15 protein-coding genes and 1 pseudogene are annotated in these 18,024 nt (G+C 60.7%); 10 read left to right on the top strand and 6 right to left on the bottom strand.

Features of this window, described 5'->3' with window-relative positions; all coding sequences use genetic code 11:
* Window positions 1-102 precede the first annotated feature (102 nt).
* The 3 genes from PSEMAI1_RS0110820 to PSEMAI1_RS0110830 all read right to left on the bottom strand — a co-directional run bounded on the left by PSEMAI1_RS0110820 (window position 103) and on the right by PSEMAI1_RS0110830 (window position 5,502).
* Window positions 103-3,114, bottom strand: coding sequence for a DNA translocase FtsK (locus PSEMAI1_RS0110820; RefSeq protein ID WP_029770640.1), 3,012 nt, complete (start codon window positions 3,112-3,114; stop codon window positions 103-105).
* Window positions 3,115-3,359: 245 nt separating this feature from the next.
* Window positions 3,360-4,454, bottom strand: coding sequence for a 4-oxalomesaconate tautomerase (locus tag PSEMAI1_RS0110825; protein WP_024302897.1), 1,095 nt, complete (start codon window positions 4,452-4,454; stop codon window positions 3,360-3,362).
* A gap of 145 nt (window positions 4,455-4,599) precedes the next feature.
* Window positions 4,600-5,502 carry a LysR family transcriptional regulator gene (locus PSEMAI1_RS0110830; RefSeq protein ID WP_024302898.1) on the bottom strand — a complete coding sequence of 301 codons (903 nt, stop codon included), beginning with the start codon at window positions 5,500-5,502 and terminating at the stop codon, window positions 4,600-4,602.
* A gap of 642 nt (window positions 5,503-6,144) precedes the next feature.
* Here PSEMAI1_RS0110830 and PSEMAI1_RS0110835 point away from each other — a divergent pair.
* The 5 genes from PSEMAI1_RS0110835 to PSEMAI1_RS0110855 all read left to right on the top strand — a co-directional run bounded on the left by PSEMAI1_RS0110835 (window position 6,145) and on the right by PSEMAI1_RS0110855 (window position 10,874).
* Complete coding sequence (locus PSEMAI1_RS0110835; RefSeq protein WP_024302899.1) at window positions 6,145-7,137, top strand: TRAP transporter substrate-binding protein; 993 nt, start codon at window positions 6,145-6,147, stop codon at window positions 7,135-7,137.
* Between the two features lie 61 nt (window positions 7,138-7,198).
* Window positions 7,199-7,810 carry a TRAP transporter small permease gene (locus tag PSEMAI1_RS0110840; RefSeq protein WP_024302900.1) on the top strand — a complete coding sequence of 204 codons (612 nt, stop codon included), beginning with the start codon at window positions 7,199-7,201 and terminating at the stop codon, window positions 7,808-7,810.
* Window positions 7,807-9,090 (top strand): TRAP transporter large permease, encoded by a 1,284-nt coding sequence (locus tag PSEMAI1_RS0110845; RefSeq protein WP_024302901.1) that lies wholly within the window; start codon window positions 7,807-7,809, stop codon window positions 9,088-9,090. The genes PSEMAI1_RS0110840 and PSEMAI1_RS0110845 overlap by 4 nt, the downstream gene beginning before the upstream one ends.
* Before the next feature lie 208 nt (window positions 9,091-9,298).
* The gene (locus tag PSEMAI1_RS0110850; protein WP_156943120.1) at window positions 9,299-9,565 is read left to right on the top strand and encodes a hypothetical protein; all 267 of its coding nucleotides are present in this window, start codon (window positions 9,299-9,301) and stop codon (window positions 9,563-9,565) included.
* Window positions 9,566-9,677: 112 nt separating this feature from the next.
* Window positions 9,678-10,874 (top strand): integrase arm-type DNA-binding domain-containing protein, encoded by a 1,197-nt coding sequence (locus tag PSEMAI1_RS0110855; RefSeq protein ID WP_024302903.1) that lies wholly within the window; start codon window positions 9,678-9,680, stop codon window positions 10,872-10,874.
* Here PSEMAI1_RS0110855 and PSEMAI1_RS0110860 read toward each other — a convergent pair.
* A complete protein-coding gene (locus PSEMAI1_RS0110860) occupies window positions 10,837-11,025 on the bottom strand; it encodes an AlpA family transcriptional regulator (protein ID WP_024302904.1) in 189 nt (62 codons plus the stop codon). The genes PSEMAI1_RS0110855 and PSEMAI1_RS0110860 overlap by 38 nt on opposite strands.
* Before the next feature lie 609 nt (window positions 11,026-11,634).
* On the opposite strand from PSEMAI1_RS0110860, the gene PSEMAI1_RS0110865 reads away from it, so the two are divergent.
* On the top strand, window positions 11,635-13,116 hold the full coding sequence (locus PSEMAI1_RS0110865; RefSeq protein WP_156943121.1) for a hypothetical protein: 1,482 nt from the start codon (window positions 11,635-11,637) through the stop codon (window positions 13,114-13,116).
* A gap of 42 nt (window positions 13,117-13,158) precedes the next feature.
* Window positions 13,159-13,236 (top strand): annotated as a pseudogene (locus tag PSEMAI1_RS22495) (DUF4431 domain-containing protein); the annotation flags it as partial.
* Window positions 13,237-13,499: 263 nt separating this feature from the next.
* Here the strand turns inward: PSEMAI1_RS22495 and PSEMAI1_RS0110870 are convergent.
* Both PSEMAI1_RS0110870 and PSEMAI1_RS0110875 read right to left on the bottom strand, forming a co-directional pair.
* Window positions 13,500-13,808 carry an H-NS family nucleoid-associated regulatory protein gene (locus PSEMAI1_RS0110870; RefSeq protein WP_024302906.1) on the bottom strand — a complete coding sequence of 103 codons (309 nt, stop codon included), beginning with the start codon at window positions 13,806-13,808 and terminating at the stop codon, window positions 13,500-13,502.
* Between the two features lie 360 nt (window positions 13,809-14,168).
* Window positions 14,169-14,516, bottom strand: coding sequence for a helix-turn-helix domain-containing protein (locus PSEMAI1_RS0110875; RefSeq protein WP_024302907.1), 348 nt, complete (start codon window positions 14,514-14,516; stop codon window positions 14,169-14,171).
* Window positions 14,517-14,787: 271 nt separating this feature from the next.
* On the opposite strand from PSEMAI1_RS0110875, the gene PSEMAI1_RS0110880 reads away from it, so the two are divergent.
* The 3 genes from PSEMAI1_RS0110880 to PSEMAI1_RS20895 all read left to right on the top strand — a co-directional run bounded on the left by PSEMAI1_RS0110880 (window position 14,788) and on the right by PSEMAI1_RS20895 (window position 18,013).
* Window positions 14,788-15,216, top strand: a complete 429-nt coding sequence (locus PSEMAI1_RS0110880; RefSeq protein ID WP_024302908.1) for a hypothetical protein — start codon at window positions 14,788-14,790, stop codon at window positions 15,214-15,216.
* A gap of 3 nt (window positions 15,217-15,219) precedes the next feature.
* The gene (locus PSEMAI1_RS0110885; RefSeq protein ID WP_024302909.1) at window positions 15,220-17,196 is read left to right on the top strand and encodes an ATP-binding protein; all 1,977 of its coding nucleotides are present in this window, start codon (window positions 15,220-15,222) and stop codon (window positions 17,194-17,196) included.
* A 190-nt stretch (window positions 17,197-17,386) separates the two neighbouring features.
* Complete coding sequence (locus PSEMAI1_RS20895; protein ID WP_024302910.1) at window positions 17,387-18,013, top strand: ubiquitin-associated-like domain-containing protein; 627 nt, start codon at window positions 17,387-17,389, stop codon at window positions 18,011-18,013.
* The last annotated feature ends 11 nt before the right edge of the window (window positions 18,014-18,024 follow it).

Consider the following 18,024-nt stretch of genomic DNA (forward strand, 5'->3'; position numbering starts at 1 on the left):
CTAGCAGTTTAGGCTCATCCGGAACAAACCGGCAGCGGCGGCCACCTCAGAACGACAAAAGCGCGGTTTTGCCCGCGCTTTTGTCGCCTGAAAAGGACAGGTCTAGAACGTCCGGTCGGGCACCAGCACGGAACGATTGCCGTTGCTCTCCATCGGGCTGACGATGCCGGCCGCCTCCATCTGCTCGATCAGGCGCGCCGCACGGTTATAACCGATGCGCAGGTGGCGCTGCACCGAGGAAATCGACGGCTTGCGGGTTTTCAGCACGATGGCCACGGCCTCGTCGTAGAGGGGGTCGTCTTCCGTCGCCGCCTTGCCACCCGCCTCCGCGCCAGCGTCCTCCTCTGCCTCGGCTTCGCCGGTCAACAGGCCGTCGACGTAATCCGGCTCGCCGAACTGCTTGAGATGCTCGACCACGGCGTGCACTTCCTCGTCGGTGACGAAGGCGCCATGCACCCGCTGCGGGTAGCCGGTGCCGGGCGGCAGGAACAGCATGTCGCCCTGGCCCAGCAGGCTTTCCGCGCCCATCTGGTCGAGGATGGTGCGGCTGTCGACCTTGCTCGACACCTGGAAGGCGATGCGGGTCGGGATATTGGCCTTGATCAGGCCGGTGATCACGTCCACCGACGGACGTTGTGTGGCCAGGATCAGGTGGATGCCGGCTGCGCGCGCCTTCTGTGCCAAGCGGGCGATCAGTTCCTCGATCTTCTTGCCCGCCACCATCATCAGATCGGCGAATTCGTCCACTACCACCACGATGAACGGCAGCGGGGCCAGCGGCTCCGGCGTTTCCGGGGTCAGGCTGAACGGGTTGGTCAGCTTGTGGCCGGACTCTTCGGCCTCGCGCACCTTCTGGTTGAAGCCGGCCAGGTTGCGTACGCCCAGCGCGCTCATCAGCCGGTAGCGCTTCTCCATCTCGCCGACGCACCAGTTGAGCGCGTTGGCGGCGAGCTTCATGTCGGTCACCACCGGCGCCAAGAGGTGCGGGATGTCGTTGTACACCGACAGTTCCAGCATCTTGGGGTCGATCATGATGAAGCGCACTTCGTCCGGCGTGGCCTTGTACAGCATCGACAGGATCATGGCGTTGACGCCAACCGACTTGCCCGAGCCGGTGGTACCGGCCACCAGCAGGTGCGGCGCCTTGGCCAGGTCCATCACCACCGGCTGGCCGGTGATGTCCTTGCCGAGCGCCAGCGTTAGGCGTGAGCCGGAGTGCTGGAACACGTCGGCGGAAAAGATTTCCGACAGGCGGATCATCTGGCGGCGCGGGTTGGGCAGTTCCAGCCCCATGCAGGTCTTGCCGGGGATGGTCTCGACCACGCGGATCGACGCCAGCCCCAGCGCACGCGCGAGATCCTTCACCAGGTTGACCACCTGGTTGCCGCGCACACCCACCGCCGGTTCCACCTCGTAGCGGGTGATCACCGGGCCGGCGTAAGCATCCACCACGCTGACCTTGACCTTGAACTCGGCGCACTTCTCCTCGATGACGATGCCGCGTTCGATCAGCAGTTCTTCGTTCTGCGGCTCCTCGACGCCGTCGGCCGGGTTGAGCAGTTCCAGCGGCGGCAGACAGGCTTCGCCGTAGATCACCGGCAAGGCGTGCTTGTGGACCATCGGCGGCTGAACGCCCTCTTCCGGCTTCGACCATGCCGCGTCGCCGGCGACGGGCGAAGAGGCCGTGGCCGGCACATCCTCGGGTTCCGTGACCACGACGACCGGCGCGGCTTTGGGCCAAGCCGGCACGGCAGCCGGCACAGGAGGCGGACTGTCATTGCGCTCGCTGATGATCTCCCAGACCAGGCCGGAGGCGGGCTTGACGGGCATCTCGGGCGGCGCAGGGGGCACCACCGCCGGCTCGGAAACCGGGGGCACCACGACGGGAGTGGGCTCGACGGCCGGCGTGGCCGCCTTGATGCCCGCCTGTTCTGGCTGAACGATCGCAGGCTGGGCTACCGGCGGCAGCGGTTCCTCGGGCTCCTCCCTCACCGGCAATACCGGGGAAACCGGGATAGCGACTGGCACGGCCTGAACGGCGGGAATCTCCATCGGCGCGGCCTCAACGGGAGCCGGAGACGGCGCCGGCTCGGGAAGAGCCGGTCCAGACTGAGCCAGCGCGTGCGGCGGCACCGCAGCAACGTGTGCAGGGGGAATAGGCACGAACTCGGTCGCGGCCCCCACGCTCGGCGCACTGCCGGCCAAGGCGTCGATGACTTGGTGAGCCGCCACGAACGGTGCGGGCTCGACCGCCGCCGGCAGCGGGTCCGGCAGGCGAGGAGGTGGCTCCACCGTGACCGGCCGTGCCGTCGGTGTGTTGATCACAGGTTTCGGCGGCACCATGACCGGCCGTGGGCTGGCCGGGGCCGACATGCCCTTATGCGATTTGGGGGCCGGGGCGGATTGCAGGAACGGTTTGTCGCCGTGAATCTGACGCAGCTGGGCACGCACCTCGTCGGCACCGATCAGCGGCAGCTCCGACTTGGCGGTCTCGGGGGAGACGCGAGAGCGCCCCTCCCCTTTCAAATCGTTCTCACGCTGACGCCGGCGGATGCCGGCATGCAGGTTATGCTGGACATCAGCCAGGCCGATGACTGGCAAGCTCTCGTCTACCGGCTCGGGGGGGCGCTGGCGGGCAGGCGCCCGAAAACGCGGCAGTTCGACGTGCGGCAAGTTCTTGTCGGGCACATGCGGGGAATGCCGTACCGGCTCGGCACGGGATACGGCGGCACCCATGGCCGTCGACGGGCGAGCGGATTCGGTGTGTCGACGTGGCGTCGGCGCCTGAAAGCGTGGCAGCTCGACATGCGGCAGGTTGGGTTCCACACTCGCTGGGCTCTGTCGAGTCCCGGAGGCCGGCTCAGGGCGAGGTATCGCCGTGTCGGGAGTGGGCTCTGCGAGATGCGCCGGTGCCGGGACTGCCGTGGGAGTCTGGTTGGGTCGCTCGACCGGTTCGAACAAGGTCGCGTCATCCCATTCCTCGACCGTCTTGTCCTCCCGGATGTCGAACAGGCGATCGAACCAGTTCGTCAGCCTGGCCATTGGCAACTTGCCGCTCTGCACCAGCCAGGCCCCGGCAGCCACCACGCACAACAACAATACGACCCACACCATCAAATCCAGCTTTCCGTCATGTCTTGAAACGCAGGCGGAAATTGTACCCGCTTTTGCCTCGGCATCGTGCAGGCAAGGGCAAGGAGGCTTCGTCGCCAGCCCGTTCCATCACCCTCAGGCAAAGCATGCCCGCCCGACGACGCCCAAACAAAAGGGCCTCGTCAGCACTGACGGGGCCCAAAGAGAGGAGAAATCTGATTTCAGCATAGACGCTGCTGCGGGTTACGCCACCCCTGAAAATCCGTTCATGGCATATCCCACACGGCACCGGGAACATATGTCACGCCGGAGACAATGGGTTTAGCCGTACGCACGAGCCCGGCACTACGGATGGCCGGCATACCGTCAGGCTCCCTACCATCGATGATGATGCGAGTGTCGATCCTCCCGGCTGGGTGCTCGATGGAAATCGCACTTGGGTCCTGGGGGCTGAGCTGCACCAAGCTGGCGGCAACCGTGCCGGGGATACTGCAAGCCGCCGCCACACACAGGGCGCCGGTGACGGCATGGGCAGCATGGCAGTTCCAGGGAACGAAATAGCGAGAGCTGATATTGCCCCCCTTGGCGGGCTTGGCCAGCAGTACCACCTTGGGCAGCACCTGACCGGAGACATCCCCCATGCCCATCAATACCGCCGCCTTCAGCCGGATCCGCTCCAGTCTGGCTAGCAATTCAGCGTCGGCATCCAGCTCCTGCTTGGTTTCATAGCCGGTCTTGCCGACCGATTGAGCCGCGATGAACACGATGGGGGTCGAAAAGTCGAGGCAGGTGATTTCCACACCGTCGACCTCGTCGACGAGCTTGCCGGTCGGCAGTAGCTTGCCAGTCTTGGCACCAGCCGCATCCAGGAAGTTCAGCAGAATCGGGGCTCCACTACCGGGTACGCCGTCGATGCGGACGTCACCCTCGTAGTTCACCTTGCCTCCTGGAGTTTGCACCACCGCCTCGACAATCTTGCCTGTGTTCTGGTTGTAAATCCGTACTGTGGTTGTGGGCATGTCGGCCGCCACCAAGCCGTGCTCAATGGCAAACGGTGCGACACCAGACAGCATATTGCCGCAGTTTGGGGCGGTATCAACCGTGGCACTGTCCACCGACACCTGGGCGAACAGGTATTCGACATCGACTCCCGGGCGGGACGATGCATCGACCATCACAACTTTGCTGGATAGACTGTCTCCGCCGCCCAGGCCATCGATCTGGCGCTTGTCGGGCGACCCCATCACGGCCAACAGGACTTTGTTACGGGTGGATTCGTCACGCGGCAGATCGCGCGACAGAAAGAAAGGCCCCTTGGAGGTGCCTCCGCGCATAACGACACAAGGAATGGGTATCAGCATCAGAATTCTCGGCAGGTAATTGAGCTACCGTTTCATTCTGTGCACTCGGCAAATTCAAGTGAAATGAATTTATTTTTCTGATTGATGCACAAAGCTGATAAATAACCCATTACATGTCTGTCATGCCCCCGCCTGCACTATTCGGTCAATGTGCCAACAACTCGCCGTGATACTGCTGAACCATGTCGTAGAGGGCCCCGGCAGCGGGCGAGAATTCGGCCGTCTTGCGGGCGATCAGCACCAGTCCCCTGGCCACCACCGGCTCGACCAGCGAAAGGACCCGTATACGCGGATAGGCATCGCTCTGCAAGGCCAATCTCGGCAATACCGCGGCACCCACCCCTTCGGCCACCAGGCCGAGCGCCGTGGAAACCCGCTGTACCTCGTAAACCGACTGCAAGGCCAGGTTTTGGGTTTCCAGCGCACGATCGAGCAAGGGGCGGTTGCCGCTGAACTGGCCGATCGAAATCAGCGGGTAAGGTTCCAGCTCTTTCCAGGAGAGCTGCGCCTTGTCACTCAGCGGATGGTCATCACGGCAGATCAGTACGAAATCGTCCTCCAACAAGGGAACGCTGCTCAACTCGGCATGATGCGAACCAGCGATGGTGATGCCAAATTCCGCCTCGCGCTGCAGCACGGCGCTGGAAACACCGGCCGACGTGTGATCCAGAATCTTGATGTGATTGTCGGGGTATTTGGCCGAGTAGGCCTGGATGATCTTCGGCAGGAAACGCACCCCGACCGTCGGCACGCAGGCGATGGTGACACTGCCTCGCTTGAGCTTGCCGGTATCGCGGATTTCGCTAAGTGAGCTTGCTAGTTCAGACAACAAGCGCTTCGCGTGCGGTAGAAAATCCTCTCCCACCCGGGTCAAGGCAACCGAGCGCGTTGTACGTTCGATCAGCTTGACGCCCAGGTACTCCTCCAGATTCTGCAACCGTCGGGTAATGCCGGCCTGGGACAGGAACAGGCTTTCGGCTGCCGTCTGGAAACTGCCGCTCTCCGCAATCGCGATGAAGGCCTGAACGCCAATCGTGTCAATTTTCATGACCAAAACTCAACAATGACAAACATAAATTCATTTTACTCAACGTAAGCCGATACGCAAAATCTCGGCATCGCCAAGCCCTTCACCGGCCTGATGGCAGGAACAGAGTGAACCATGCCATGCCTCGTTACAAGGCGGCCGAATCTACGGTTCCAGCAGACCGGGCTCACCCCCACGAAGAAGGACATGTCCCATCAGGAGGAGTGAAGTGAGGTAGTCGAACATGATCACCCCTGTTTCCACAGTGTGACTCCTTAGGCCACCTTGCGAACGAGGTGGCATTTTTTTGCTCACTTGCACTGGTGGAAGAGCAGTTCCTGCCGGACCTGACCTGATGATGGTGGAGGCGGAAGACCCGGGCACGGCCATGCCAGACAACGGATTGCACTTGATCGATGCTCAAGCAAGAAAAACAAAAACTCATTAATACAAAACAATAATGCATTTAACAAAATTGAAAGCTCTAGCGACAATGAAATGGCACAACGGAGCAAAGCGCGGGCCATGCTTCTCCGAGAAGGATCGGCCGAAACGCGCAGCACGAGAACCCCAGTAAAAGAAGCCTGAACAGCGCACAAACGACAGCGAGCTGTGGTTTGCCAGATGGCAAGGAAGTTCCACTACACCTAAATGGAGATAGACATGAAGCGCCTGATCACCTCGATGGCAGTAACCGCCGCCTTTACCGTAGCCGGCTCGGCCTTCGCCGCCGACCCCATCATCATCAAGTTCAGCCACGTCGTCGCGACGGATACCCCCAAGGGCCAGGCCGCCGAGTATTTCAAAAAGCTGGCGGAAGAACGGACCAAGGGTCAGGTCAAGGTCAATATCTACCCGAATAGCCAGCTCTACAAGGACAAGGAAGAACTGGAAGCCCTACAGATGGGCTCGGTGCAGATGCTGGCGCCGACCACCAGCAAATTCGGTCCGATGGGCTTGAAAGAGTTCGAAGTGTTTGACCTACCCTATCTCTTCACGAATGAAGAACAGGTGCATAAGGTCACCCGCGGCCCGGTGGGACAAAGCCTCCTGAAAAAGCTGGAAAGCAAGGGTATCAAGGGGCTGGCGTTCTGGGATAACGGCTTCCGCGTGTTCAGCGCCAACAAGCCCATCCGCTCGCCGGAAGACATAAAGGGCCTGAAGATCCGCATCAACTCATCCAAGGTGAACACCGCCATCGTGCAGTCGGTGGGAGCCCTGCCGCAGACCATGGCCCTATCCGAGGTCTACCAGGCCTTGCAGACCGGCGTGGTAGACGGCGCCGACGGCAACATATCCAACCTGTACACCCAAAAGCAGTATGAGGTGCAGAAGTACGTAGCCGACACGCGCCATTCCTATAGCGGCTACGCCGTGGTGGTCAACAAGAAGTTCTGGGATGGCCTGCCCGCCGACATCCGCACCACGCTGGAAGGCGCCATGAAAGATGCCTCGGAATACAACGACATGATGGCCGAAAAAGACAACGCAAAAGCCTATGCCGCCATCAAGGCCTCCGGCAAGACACAGGTTTATGCGCCGACTCCGACCGAAAAAGCGGCATGGGTGAAAGCAATGCAGCCGGTTCAGAACGACATGGCTTCCCGAATCGGGCCAGACATCATCAAGGCTGTCCGCACTGCCGTAGCCAAATAACCTGAAATCGGGGGATTCACGACAATTCCCTGATTCTTGACCTCTTTATTCGGAGACCCCCTTGAAACTCCTGGACCATCTCGAAGAGTGGCTGATCGCTACGCTGATGGGGGCGGCCACCCTCATCACCTTCGCCTCCGTAGTGCACCGTTACGGTTCCGGCGTCGATGCCCTTCAACCCATCCTGGCCCACGTCCACATGTCCTGGGCGCAGGAACTGACCATCTACCTGTTCGTCTGGATGGCCAAGTTCGGTGCCGCCTACGGCGTGCGCACCGGCATCCACGTCGGTGTCGACGTGCTGATCAACAAGCTCGGCGACAAGAACCGTGCTGTATTCATCGTATTCGGCCTGCTGGCCGGCGCGCTGTTCACCAGCATCGTCGGCACGCTGGGGGCGACCTTCGTCTGGGAAATCGGCCACACCGACCAGACCTCGGTCGACCTGGAACTGCCGATGTGGCTGGTCTACCTGGCAGTGCCGTGTGGCTCTTACCTGATGAGCTTCCGCTTCCTGCAGGTGACCTGGTCGTTCATCAAGACCGGCGACTTGCCCAAGCACGACCACGCCCACGTGGAAGGCATGGACGACGAGACGGCGCAAGCCGACTGGGATGTGGTGGAGGAAAACCTGCACCCGCACGGACTGAAGTACGGAGATGAAAAACAATGAGCGCACTGATCATTTTCGGGCTCTTGATCGTGCTGATGCTGACCGGCATGCCGATCTCGATTTCGCTGGGTCTGACGGTACTGACCTTCCTGTTCACCATGACCGACGTGCCGATCGAATCGGTGGCGCTGAAGCTGTTCACCGGTATCGAGAAGTTCGAGATCATGGCGATTCCGTTCTTCATCCTGGCCGGCAACTTCCTCACCCACGGCGGCGTGGCGCGGCGCATGATCAACTTCGCCACCAGCATGGTCGGCCACTGGTACGGCGGCTTGGGTCTGGCCGGCGTGCTGGCCTGCGCGCTGTTTGCCGCCGTGTCTGGCTCCAGCCCCGCCACCGTGGTCGCCATCGGCTCGATCCTGCTGCCGGCGATGGTGAAGCAGGGCTTCCCGGATCGTTTCGGCGCCGGCGTCATCACCACCTCTGGTGCACTCGGCATCCTGATTCCACCGTCCATCGCCATGGTCATCTACTCGGTTGCCACCAACACCTCGGTAGGCCAGCTGTTCATGGCGGGAGTGGTGCCGGGCATCATGCTGGCCACGGCGCTGGGGCTGACCACCTGGTACCGCGCCCGCAAGTTCGGCTACCCGCGCCTGCCCAAGGCCAGCCTGGCCCAGCGCCTGAAGGCGCTGAAGGAATCTGCCTGGGGCTTGTCGTTGATCGTGCTGGTGATCGGCGGCATCTACAGCGGCATCTTCACCCCGACCGAAGCGGCTGCCATGTCCGCCGTGTACGCCTTCATCGTGGCCGTGTTCGTCTACAAGGACATGAGCCTGAAACAGGTGCCGAAGGTGCTGCTGGATTCGGCCAGCATGTCGGCGATGCTGCTCTACATCATCACCAACGCCGTGCTGTTCTCCTTCCTGATGACGTCGGAGAACATTCCCCAGGCGATGGCCGGCTGGTTGATCGACATGGGCTTCGGGCCGATCGCCTTCCTGCTGGTGGTAAACATCTTGCTGCTGGTCGCCGGCAACTTCATGGAACCATCGTCGATCATCCTGATCCTGGCGCCGATCCTGTTCCCGGTGGCGACCGCGCTCGGCATCGACCCCGTGCACTTCGGCATTCTGATCGTGGTGAACATGGAAGTCGGCATGTGCCACCCGCCGGTGGGCCTGAACCTGTACGTGGCCTCGGGCATCACCAAGATGGGCATCACCGAGCTGACCATTGCGGTATGGCCGTGGCTGCTGACGATGATCGTGTTCCTCGGCCTGGTAACCTACGTGCCGGCCATCTCGCTATGGCTACCCAAGACGCTGGGCATGATGTAAGGCTCTCCCTGCCCCCCCCCAGGAGCAGCTCACCCCTGCTCCTGGGAGAAACAATGCCGCTTGCCGCAAGGCAAGCGGCATTGTTATTTGTGCCCAGCTGTTCTCCATAAATGTGCTTACTACACGATTGAAATAACCATCCACCCAACAGACCGCAAGCGAAGAAAGGGACAAGGCCGGAGGGACAAAACCCGGTAGCAGCTAGCCCTTGGCGGTCGACATCAGGATTCCCCATGGCGGTATGGCGCAATGCCACCACGCGGCGGATTTGCATGCCGGGTTAGAGCAAGAGCCCTCATCGTCCGATAATAAAAAAACCCCGCCTTGCAGGGCGGGGCAAAAAAGGGAAAAACGCGATCAAATCTTAGACGTTGACGCTGTCGGCCACTTCCTTGAACTCGTCGATCTGGTCGAAGTTCATTCGACGATATCAACATCCACGGTCATCTATGCCCGTCTTAGGAAGGTCATGTAATCCTTGGTTCTATTGGTTTTTCCATCCACGGCAGTCCATCATCGTCTATGTCAATCCTTCCATTTTGGGGGTATCCTTGGGGGTACTTATTTTTTGATACCCCCCCCCCCACATGGCACTCACCGACACCAAGCTCCGTAACCTGAAACCTGCCGACAAAGATACCAAACTGTCGGACTCAGGGGGATTGTACCTTTTGGTTAGACCGAACGGTTCCAAGCTCTGGCGCCTGAAATTCCGGCTGGGCGAGAAAGAGGGGGTATATTCGATCGGCCAATACCCCCAGGTCACGCTGGCCGAAGCACGTCTGGAACGCGACCGAGCTAAGAAGCTGATCGCCGAGGGGAAAAACCCCACCACTATGCGTAAGATCAAGCGGCTGGAGAACCAAGAGGCCGCCGCCAATCATTTCGAGGCGATCGCACGCGAGTTCTACGACAAACTCAAGACACAGGGCCGGACCGTAGCTCCAGGCCAAGCCATCCGGCTGCTTGAACTGTATGTATTCCCAAAATATGGTGACCTGCCAATCGGCGACATCAAGCCTACGATGATCTTGTCGGTGCTTAAGGAGCTTGAAGCTCGCGGCATCCAGAATACAGCCGCACGGGTCAGGCATGTGTGCGGTCAGGTATTCCGCTACGGCGTATCGACTCTGCGCTGCGAGGTCGATCCTACCGCCTCAATCCGTGGGGCAGTCATGGTGCCGATTACGATACACCACAAGCCTGCTGATGACCCGCAGGCCGTCTGGAAGGCCATCAATGGCTACAAAGGCATGGGCTTCACGCGCCTGGCGCTGATGCTGCTGATGTTGACGTTAGTGCGCTCAAAGGAATTGCGCTACATGGAAAAGGATGAGCTAGACCTAGATGACGCGATCTGGAAGATCCCAGGGGACAAGATGAAGAAGCGGCGCCCACACGTGGTGCCTCTACCCCATCAAGCGGTAGAGTTGTTGAAGGCAGCGCTAACCCTGAGCGGGGATGGCCCTTACGTATTCCCGAACCAGAGGACAGCCGGCGAGCCAATGTCTGAGGCGACGATGCTCAAAGCTCTAAAAAGCCTTAAGGCGCCCATCACCCCACATGGGGTCCGGGCCACCTTCTCGACGCATCTGCACGCTCAGGGATTCCCTTCGCACCTAATTGAAATGCAGCTGGCTCATGCAGAGGGCAACAAGGTCAAAGCCGCCTACAACCAGGCCCAGTATCTGTCAGAACGGCGCGCGTTACTGCAACACTGGGCCGATTGGCTGACCGGAGAAACTGCTAGTCACTTGCAGTCTTCTTCCACCCCTGCTCAGTGATCCAGCGATCTACCTCCTCCTCGTCCCAGCGGGAAGAGGAGCCGATCTTTTCCGGCTTGGGGAACCGACCATTTTTGATCATCAGATAAATTTTTGCTCTCTTGAACCCGACTTTTTCCTCGACAAGTTCCATCTTCAACAGTTTGGCCATGTGACTCCCTTCTCATTCCTCATAACATCCCAGCCCAGCAAAACTACAACAAACTCGGTGCTGGTCGCCTGCAGATATTCAACACGGTTCCGAAAAAGAAAGCTGCTACGAAAAACACGGGTTTTCGTGGGCTTTTCGTTACGAACAGCGCCCTGACCGCTCCTCAGACCATCGAAGTCCCTCTAAAAATGAGCCCAGGAATGATCCTATGGCTCAAAGCCAGTGGAGAAAGAGTTACATGGCACAGTGCGCCGAAATACCGTTAGCCACGGGAGCTCCGACGGGCTGGTGGCAACATCGACCTGAGGGGTTGATGTCCTGGGTTACTGGGGCAATTCCACAGCCATCGCTTGACAGACGTCGATCATCGCCTTGGACCCTGACACCCGCACCGGCACTTCCGCCATCAGCTCCGAGGAGCCTCAGGCCGTGTGCAGAAAAGCTCCCGACCTGACATTAATAGGACTACAGTTAGCTCTCTCACTGTGGTACTGCGATGCCGGTTCAGGAAGGGGGTATCTATTCCATTAAGCCCCCGCATTGGTACGAGCGACCGTGTGAAATAACTAAAATACGTTGTCACTGAATATGAGTCAGGAGGGCCAGTCAATGGAAACGAATCAGCCCATGGCTTCGAATCGAGACCAAATGCATAAAACCATTTCCCGTTGGCAACTACTTGAACTGATCGGGCTCGGCAACGAGACCGGGCTGGAAGGGACGCAAATCCGTCAGATCCTGGCGGCCGAATATGGCGTGAATCCAGATTACACCTCGCGATTGCTGGTCGAGCTCGTGCAAAAAGGCTACTTGATCAGCCAGCCGGCCCTACCGAAGAACGGAACGAAAGGAGGCCGCAATCGCAAGGTATACATTCGGACCGATAAAGCCAATGATTTACCGGATAAACCGATTCCATGCGAAGCCGCCCTGGCAGTAGAGTCAGGCCCGCCATCTCAGGAGACCCGTGCTGCGATCAGTGCCCTGTCCACCCAAGAGGAGGCACTGGCCGCCGCCCCGGCGACCCAGCAAACGCAACAGGAAACCCATGTGACGGAAACCGCTCCACCGTCACGCCAAGAGACGGCTCCAGACTCGGGTGCAAGAGGCCGGCGTGGTCACCGGCCGATCACGGAATCCGCTGCAACAGGCTCGGGGTTACAGCAAAACCTGCCCTACTCCCTACCGGAGGCCATCGTCGCTATCGAAGGCGTGACCGCGCCACCCCAGGCCGTGTCATCGACACCGGTTCTCGAGCCGGCCATTCCGCCCAACTCGGACCTCCCGCCCACAGGAGTCGCCCCCGTGCCAACAAGCATGGAGACACCGCCCTCTCCCGACACGCCATCACTCGAGGCTACGCCTGGTGCACCATCGGCGGTACATGATGCACTGGCGACGGCGATGGACCAGTTCTCCGACCTGTTGCTGTTGCAAGTTGCGCACAAACTGGGGGCATTCGTGGCCAATCAGATGGCGCCGCTGGAACGAGCCACGGGTGAATTGTGTGCGCAGATCGACATCCTTCGCACCCAGCTGGATACCATCACACAGCACCTCGGCAGCTTGGCAGCAGCTCCGGCACCTGCCCCATATAACGAGCGCACATCGGCAACCGAACGACCGACTCCAGCCAGTGCTGCCGCTCCCCAAGTGGAGGACTCCGCACCGACCGGACACCGGCCCGCCAACGTGATAGGCCAAGGCCGTACCAAGAACGGCAAAAAAGTCCCCAAAGCCTTGGCGGAACAAGGGGGCGGGCTTCGGCCGCCTCACACCGGCCAGCGCAAATTGAAAGCCTTACTGATCGGAGTGCCGTCTGAGCAGGAACAGCCAATCCGCGAGCGTTTCGGCGGCCGATACAATTTGTTGTTTCTCGGCTCAGATGTGAAGTATGGGAAAGTCCGCGCCATCAAGGACCAGTATGAGATTGTTCTCGGACTGGAGGACACCTGCAGCCCGGCAATCAAGGATGCGCTCAAGGGGCATCCGCACAAGGCCATCTTGCCGCGGCCATCGCAGTTGATGGATGAGCTGGAGGAATATTTTCAGCTGCAATTGGAGCAGTCGCAAACTGATTCAGTCGATTGACGGCGCTCCCCCACAGCTACAGCGCAGAGGGAGGGTAAAGGCACGTTGTTTCACGCGCACACGACCCCTCACCTCACTCCGATACTCATGCAGGTTGTCCGCACCAAAAGGAGGCCATGACTGAGAGGCCCAACCCTGCGGTCAACCCGGAAGGACCTACGCAAAAACGCTGCAAGCGGGTTGCCTTGGACGTGGGGGCGGTAGATTTAGTCCTTTTAGTACACCCTCCCCGTGATCCCAAGCCTCAATTTCGCTGGGAATTTTGCTTGTTCAGTTCCTGGTCCATTTCATTTTTATCACCCGGGGGATTTGTAACCCCCCAATTGCCCCCTTGACAATCAAAAAGCGCCTTGCCGGCGCTTTTCTCTCTGCTATCAGGCCACTCAGATCGTCAGGTCTGTCAATGACTTACCTTGGGCCAAAAGTTCTTCGACCCACACCGGTTTACGACCACGACCAGTCCATTGCTGGCTTGGATTGGTCGGGTTCTGATATTTCGGCTCAACCGGCTTACGAGCAGCAGGCTTGCCTACAACCAGCACGTCTTGAACGCTCAGCCCATGCATTTTGGCCAGTTCAAGAATCTGTGCGCGGGCCTTATTCTTCTCCTCGCGTTCACGGCCAGAAATTTCAGCCTGAACTTTCTTCTGCAGCTCCAAAAGCTCCGTGTACGAGTAGTTCGATAGGTCCATTTCTTCTCCTTAAAGTTGGGGCAACAGGGCTGCGTTAAATCGGCTTTAATTCTAGCAGCAATTACATGAATTTTAACAGCCCAATGGTTCTACAACTGGTGAATGAAGCATTCGCCAAATCACAACGAATCTGACTCCGAACCATTCGAACCCCGTTTAAGGAGAGAGTCCTCCCTTCTTTAAGATTTTCCGCGATGATCGGTAAGGGTCGATTATTCAATGAGCAAGGTCCGCAATGTGCGGGCCTAATTTGTAGATCTACCGATATCGGGTTAGATCTTACTTACTCACCACCTAGATCATCACTCCTCCGTCGGGAGGCAGGGCGGAACCCGCCAAGGCGGCGCCTTATTGAACCTGTCAGCGCTGCGCCAGCCTGCCTGTTAGCGTCTCCACCATGGCCACCACCATCGCCCGATCCTGATTATCGAGCCGGGACAGTAGGCGCTCCAGGTACTTAGCCTGATCCACTGCCCGCGTACTGACTTCTGTCAGCAGGTCGGCGGCTTCGCACTGAAATACCTGGGCCAGTTCGACCAGGCGGGCGACGGTCGGCATCACCAGGCCACGCTCCATACGGGACACGGCTTCATTACCGATCCCGAGCAATTCGGCCACTTCTTCCTGGGTGAGATTGCGCGCCTGACGGTGGCGGGCAATGGCTTTGCCCACGGTCTTTGCCAGTTGATCCACGTCGCTGTTTGACATCACGGCCTCCATAACGACTTGGATGGTCGTGAATCAACCCATTGACATGAAGGACCTTGCGAGTTGAAATTCAACCCGATGAGTTTAAACTATGCGCAACTGGATGACATCGGTCTTGTTTGCGCCCCATGAACGGCACACTCATTGTGGGTTTTCCGCGCGACGACACCTCGTCATTAACCGGCACGCTCACCTCGTCCTGTACGCCCAGGCCATCACCCGTGTCCTGACGAGGTCGAGCGATTTGCCATAACGCCACCGGAGATTCCCCATGTACCCCTACCCCAACCGCTGGATCAACAAAGGCCTGGGCTGGCTCACCATGACCGCCCTGCTGGCCCCCGTCGTCGCCATCGTGAAGGTGAATTGGGACTCCAATCCTCGGGCCACCGTGTGCAAGGCCTTGCCGGGTTGCAAAGTCATCTTCGCCCCGGAGTGGTCGCTGCCTTTCTCGAACGAGTGGAATGTGCGGGGGGACACCTTCGTGATGACCAAGGCGGTCGGCGCCAAGAGCATGGACGAGCTGCGCCAGTACATCGCCGACGCCGGCGAGAAAGAGGCCTGGGCCCGGACCACGCCGCTGATCCGCTACCTGAACGTCGGGCGGCCGGTGGTCAAGGACATCCATTTCGAGTTGCTCGAGCCGGCGAAAGAGCCGGCTAGCCGACCGCACAAGAAGAACAAGGGGCGTAAGGGGTAAGCCATGCGAGATGACAACAATTTTCTCTTGGATATCAGTGAATTTCTCAGTCTTCCACTGTTTATCTGTCTGTATTTCTTCTCGGACGGCATCACCCCGGCCGACAACCCCTACCTCACCGTCTGGATGGCGTGCTGTGTCGGTGGCTACCTTGGGCGAGGTGAGCTGTTCCTGTACAGCGTGCCCTTGCACGAGTTGATCACCACGTCCAAGGTTCGTCATGCCCGCGGGGATATGGTGCTGTTTGCCTGGTTGTTCTTTGCCTACCGCGGGAATCCGACCGGCTACCTGACGCTGGTGCTGGCCGGGGTGTTGACGGTGCACTATGCGCGCCTGATCTACCTGCGCGCCACCGCGACGCCGGAGATCAAGCAGCGGGCCCGCGACTACGACCATGCCGCGGCGCCCCGGGACCGGGTAGTGACGCCGTACGCCCCGTTGGCGGAGCGGCCCGCGCCCACCTACCGGGCTCGCCCCCCCGCCCTGACCTTCGACGACGTGGTGGGCATGGAGGACGTCAAAGCCCGGCTGCTGGCGGCCGGCCAGGAGGTCATGGCCAGACCGCCCGGTAAAACCGCGCGCAACGGTATTCTGTTGAACGGTGAACCCGGCAATGGCAAGACCCTGTTCGCCGAGGCCCTAGCCGGCCAACTGAAACTGCCCTTCCTGCCGGTCTCGATCGGCGATGTCGCCAGCAAGTGGCTCAACCAGACCACCGAGCAGGTGGTGCAGGTGTTTGCCGATGCCAAGGCGCAGGCGCCGTGCCTGTTGTTCATCGACGAGATCGACAGCCTGCTCAAGGACCGGGGCGGCAACACGGGCGGCGACAGCGAGTCGGATCGGGTGGTGAACACCCTGCTGACCGAGCTGGTCAACCTCCGCCGCTACAGCGTGGTGCTGATGGCTGCCACCAACCACCTTGACCGGCTGGACCCGGCCGCCATCCGCGAGGGCCGCTTCGATCACAAGATCGAGATCCCGTCTCCGGATGCCGCCGCCCGGGTAGCCATCCTGCGCGCGGCGCTGCAGAAGCCGTCGCGGTCCGGCGCCGTCGTCCTCGATGACAAGGCGGTCGAGCGGGCCGCCACGCGCTGGGCCGGGTTCTCCGCTGCCCGCCTGACGGCGATCGGGCAGGAGACGCCGGCGATCCTGCAGCGCGCCGGCGGCCAGGCGGTGACCTTCGAGGTGCTGATGCAGGCGCTCCGCTCGGTGCAGGGTCGGGCGGCCCAGCTCCCGGAGAACACCCCGACGCTGCAACAGCTGCATTTGCCGCAGGCACAGCGCGAGCAGCTCACCAGCCTCGCCCACCGCATGACCCACCTCCATCAGGTGGAGGAACTGGGGGGCTCGGTGCCGCGGGGCGTGCTGTTCCACGGTGCGCCGGGGACCGGTAAAACCCTCACCGCCCGGGCGCTGGCCAAGTCGACTGGCTGGGCCTTCCTCGAGGTGCGCTCGACCGAGCTGATCCAGGAGCCGACCCGGATCCATGCGTTGCTGAAGAAGGCCGCCGACTTGCGTCCGTGCATCCTGTTCCTCGACGAGGCGGACGAGGTGCTGGGCGAGCGCCGCGCGGCGATGCCCCACTACGCCTCGGTCACCAACGCGCTTCTCACCGCGATGGACGGCGCTGGCGGACAGATTCGAGACGTGATCTTCATCGCCGCCACCAACCATCCCGATCAGCTCGACGGGGCCGCCGTGCGCGGCGGGCGGTTCTCGGAGAAGGTGGCGTTCCTGCTGCCGGAAACGACTCAGATCGAGGCCATGGTCGAGGACTGGAAGCGTACGCTGTCGCTCTCCCCGGCGCCGGACTTCGACAGCGACCGTATCGCCGAACAGCTCGCGGGTCTGGCTCAGGCCGACATCGTGTCGGTGCTGCAGGGCGCCCTGGATCACGCGGTGGCGCGTGCGGTCAGCCGTGGCGGGGGCGCCATCGAGCTGCGCGACATCGTGCGGGCCCGGGAGACGGCCAGCCTGTGAGCCCGCCTCCCCTGCGTCAACCATCCCCGCCCGCCCTTCCAATCGGGAGCGCCGTCGGCCCGACCCGCGGCCTGCCTCGGGTCGCGCTCGTCCTCCGGGAACCAACACCTGCCGGTGGTCGCGCGCCGCCGCTCCTTAAGCTGCGCGCGTCCCCAACTTCTTCGCTCAACACCAACAAGAAAGGTATCTGATGAAGCTCGCTTCGCTCACCCCGTGCGCCCTGGCCCTGATGGTTGCCCTGACCGGCTGCTCGGACCCCAAGGCCGCCTCCAATGACAATTTCAGCAAGGCGATCAACGCCTACTTCGAGGCGAATCCCGCGTGCCTGTATGTGACGAATAAAACGCTGCCCCTCAAGGTCTGGTCCGGCCCCCATTCCTATGACATGAATGTTCACTCGTTGCCGCAACTGGATGCCCTGGCGAAAGTGGGCCTACTGACGGTCACGGAAACCCAGGAAGCCTCCGGCTCAGGCCTCATGAAGGCCAACCGCACCTACCGGACCTATGCCCTCACCGATAAAGGCCAGAAGAGTTACGCCACCTGGGGCAAGCAGAACAAGGGCTTCTGCTACGGCCAGCTCGAAGTGGTGGATGTGACCAATTTCACGGAGCCCTCGCCATTGATGGGCGTCACCGTGAGTCAGGTGAACTACTCCTTCCGCGTCAAGGAGGCCGCCGACTGGTCCCAGGATCCGGCGGTGAAGGCGGCCTATGGCAAGGAGGTGGTGCCCCAGGGTGAAACCGTCAAGGGCACGACGATCATGGTGAAGACCGGCGAGGGCTGGGTGCACCAGCGCATGCTGGACAAGTCCTGAGCCGCCGACGA

The organism is Pseudogulbenkiania sp. MAI-1 (assembly GCF_000527175.1).
GTDB lineage: Bacteria > Pseudomonadota > Gammaproteobacteria > Burkholderiales > Chromobacteriaceae > Pseudogulbenkiania.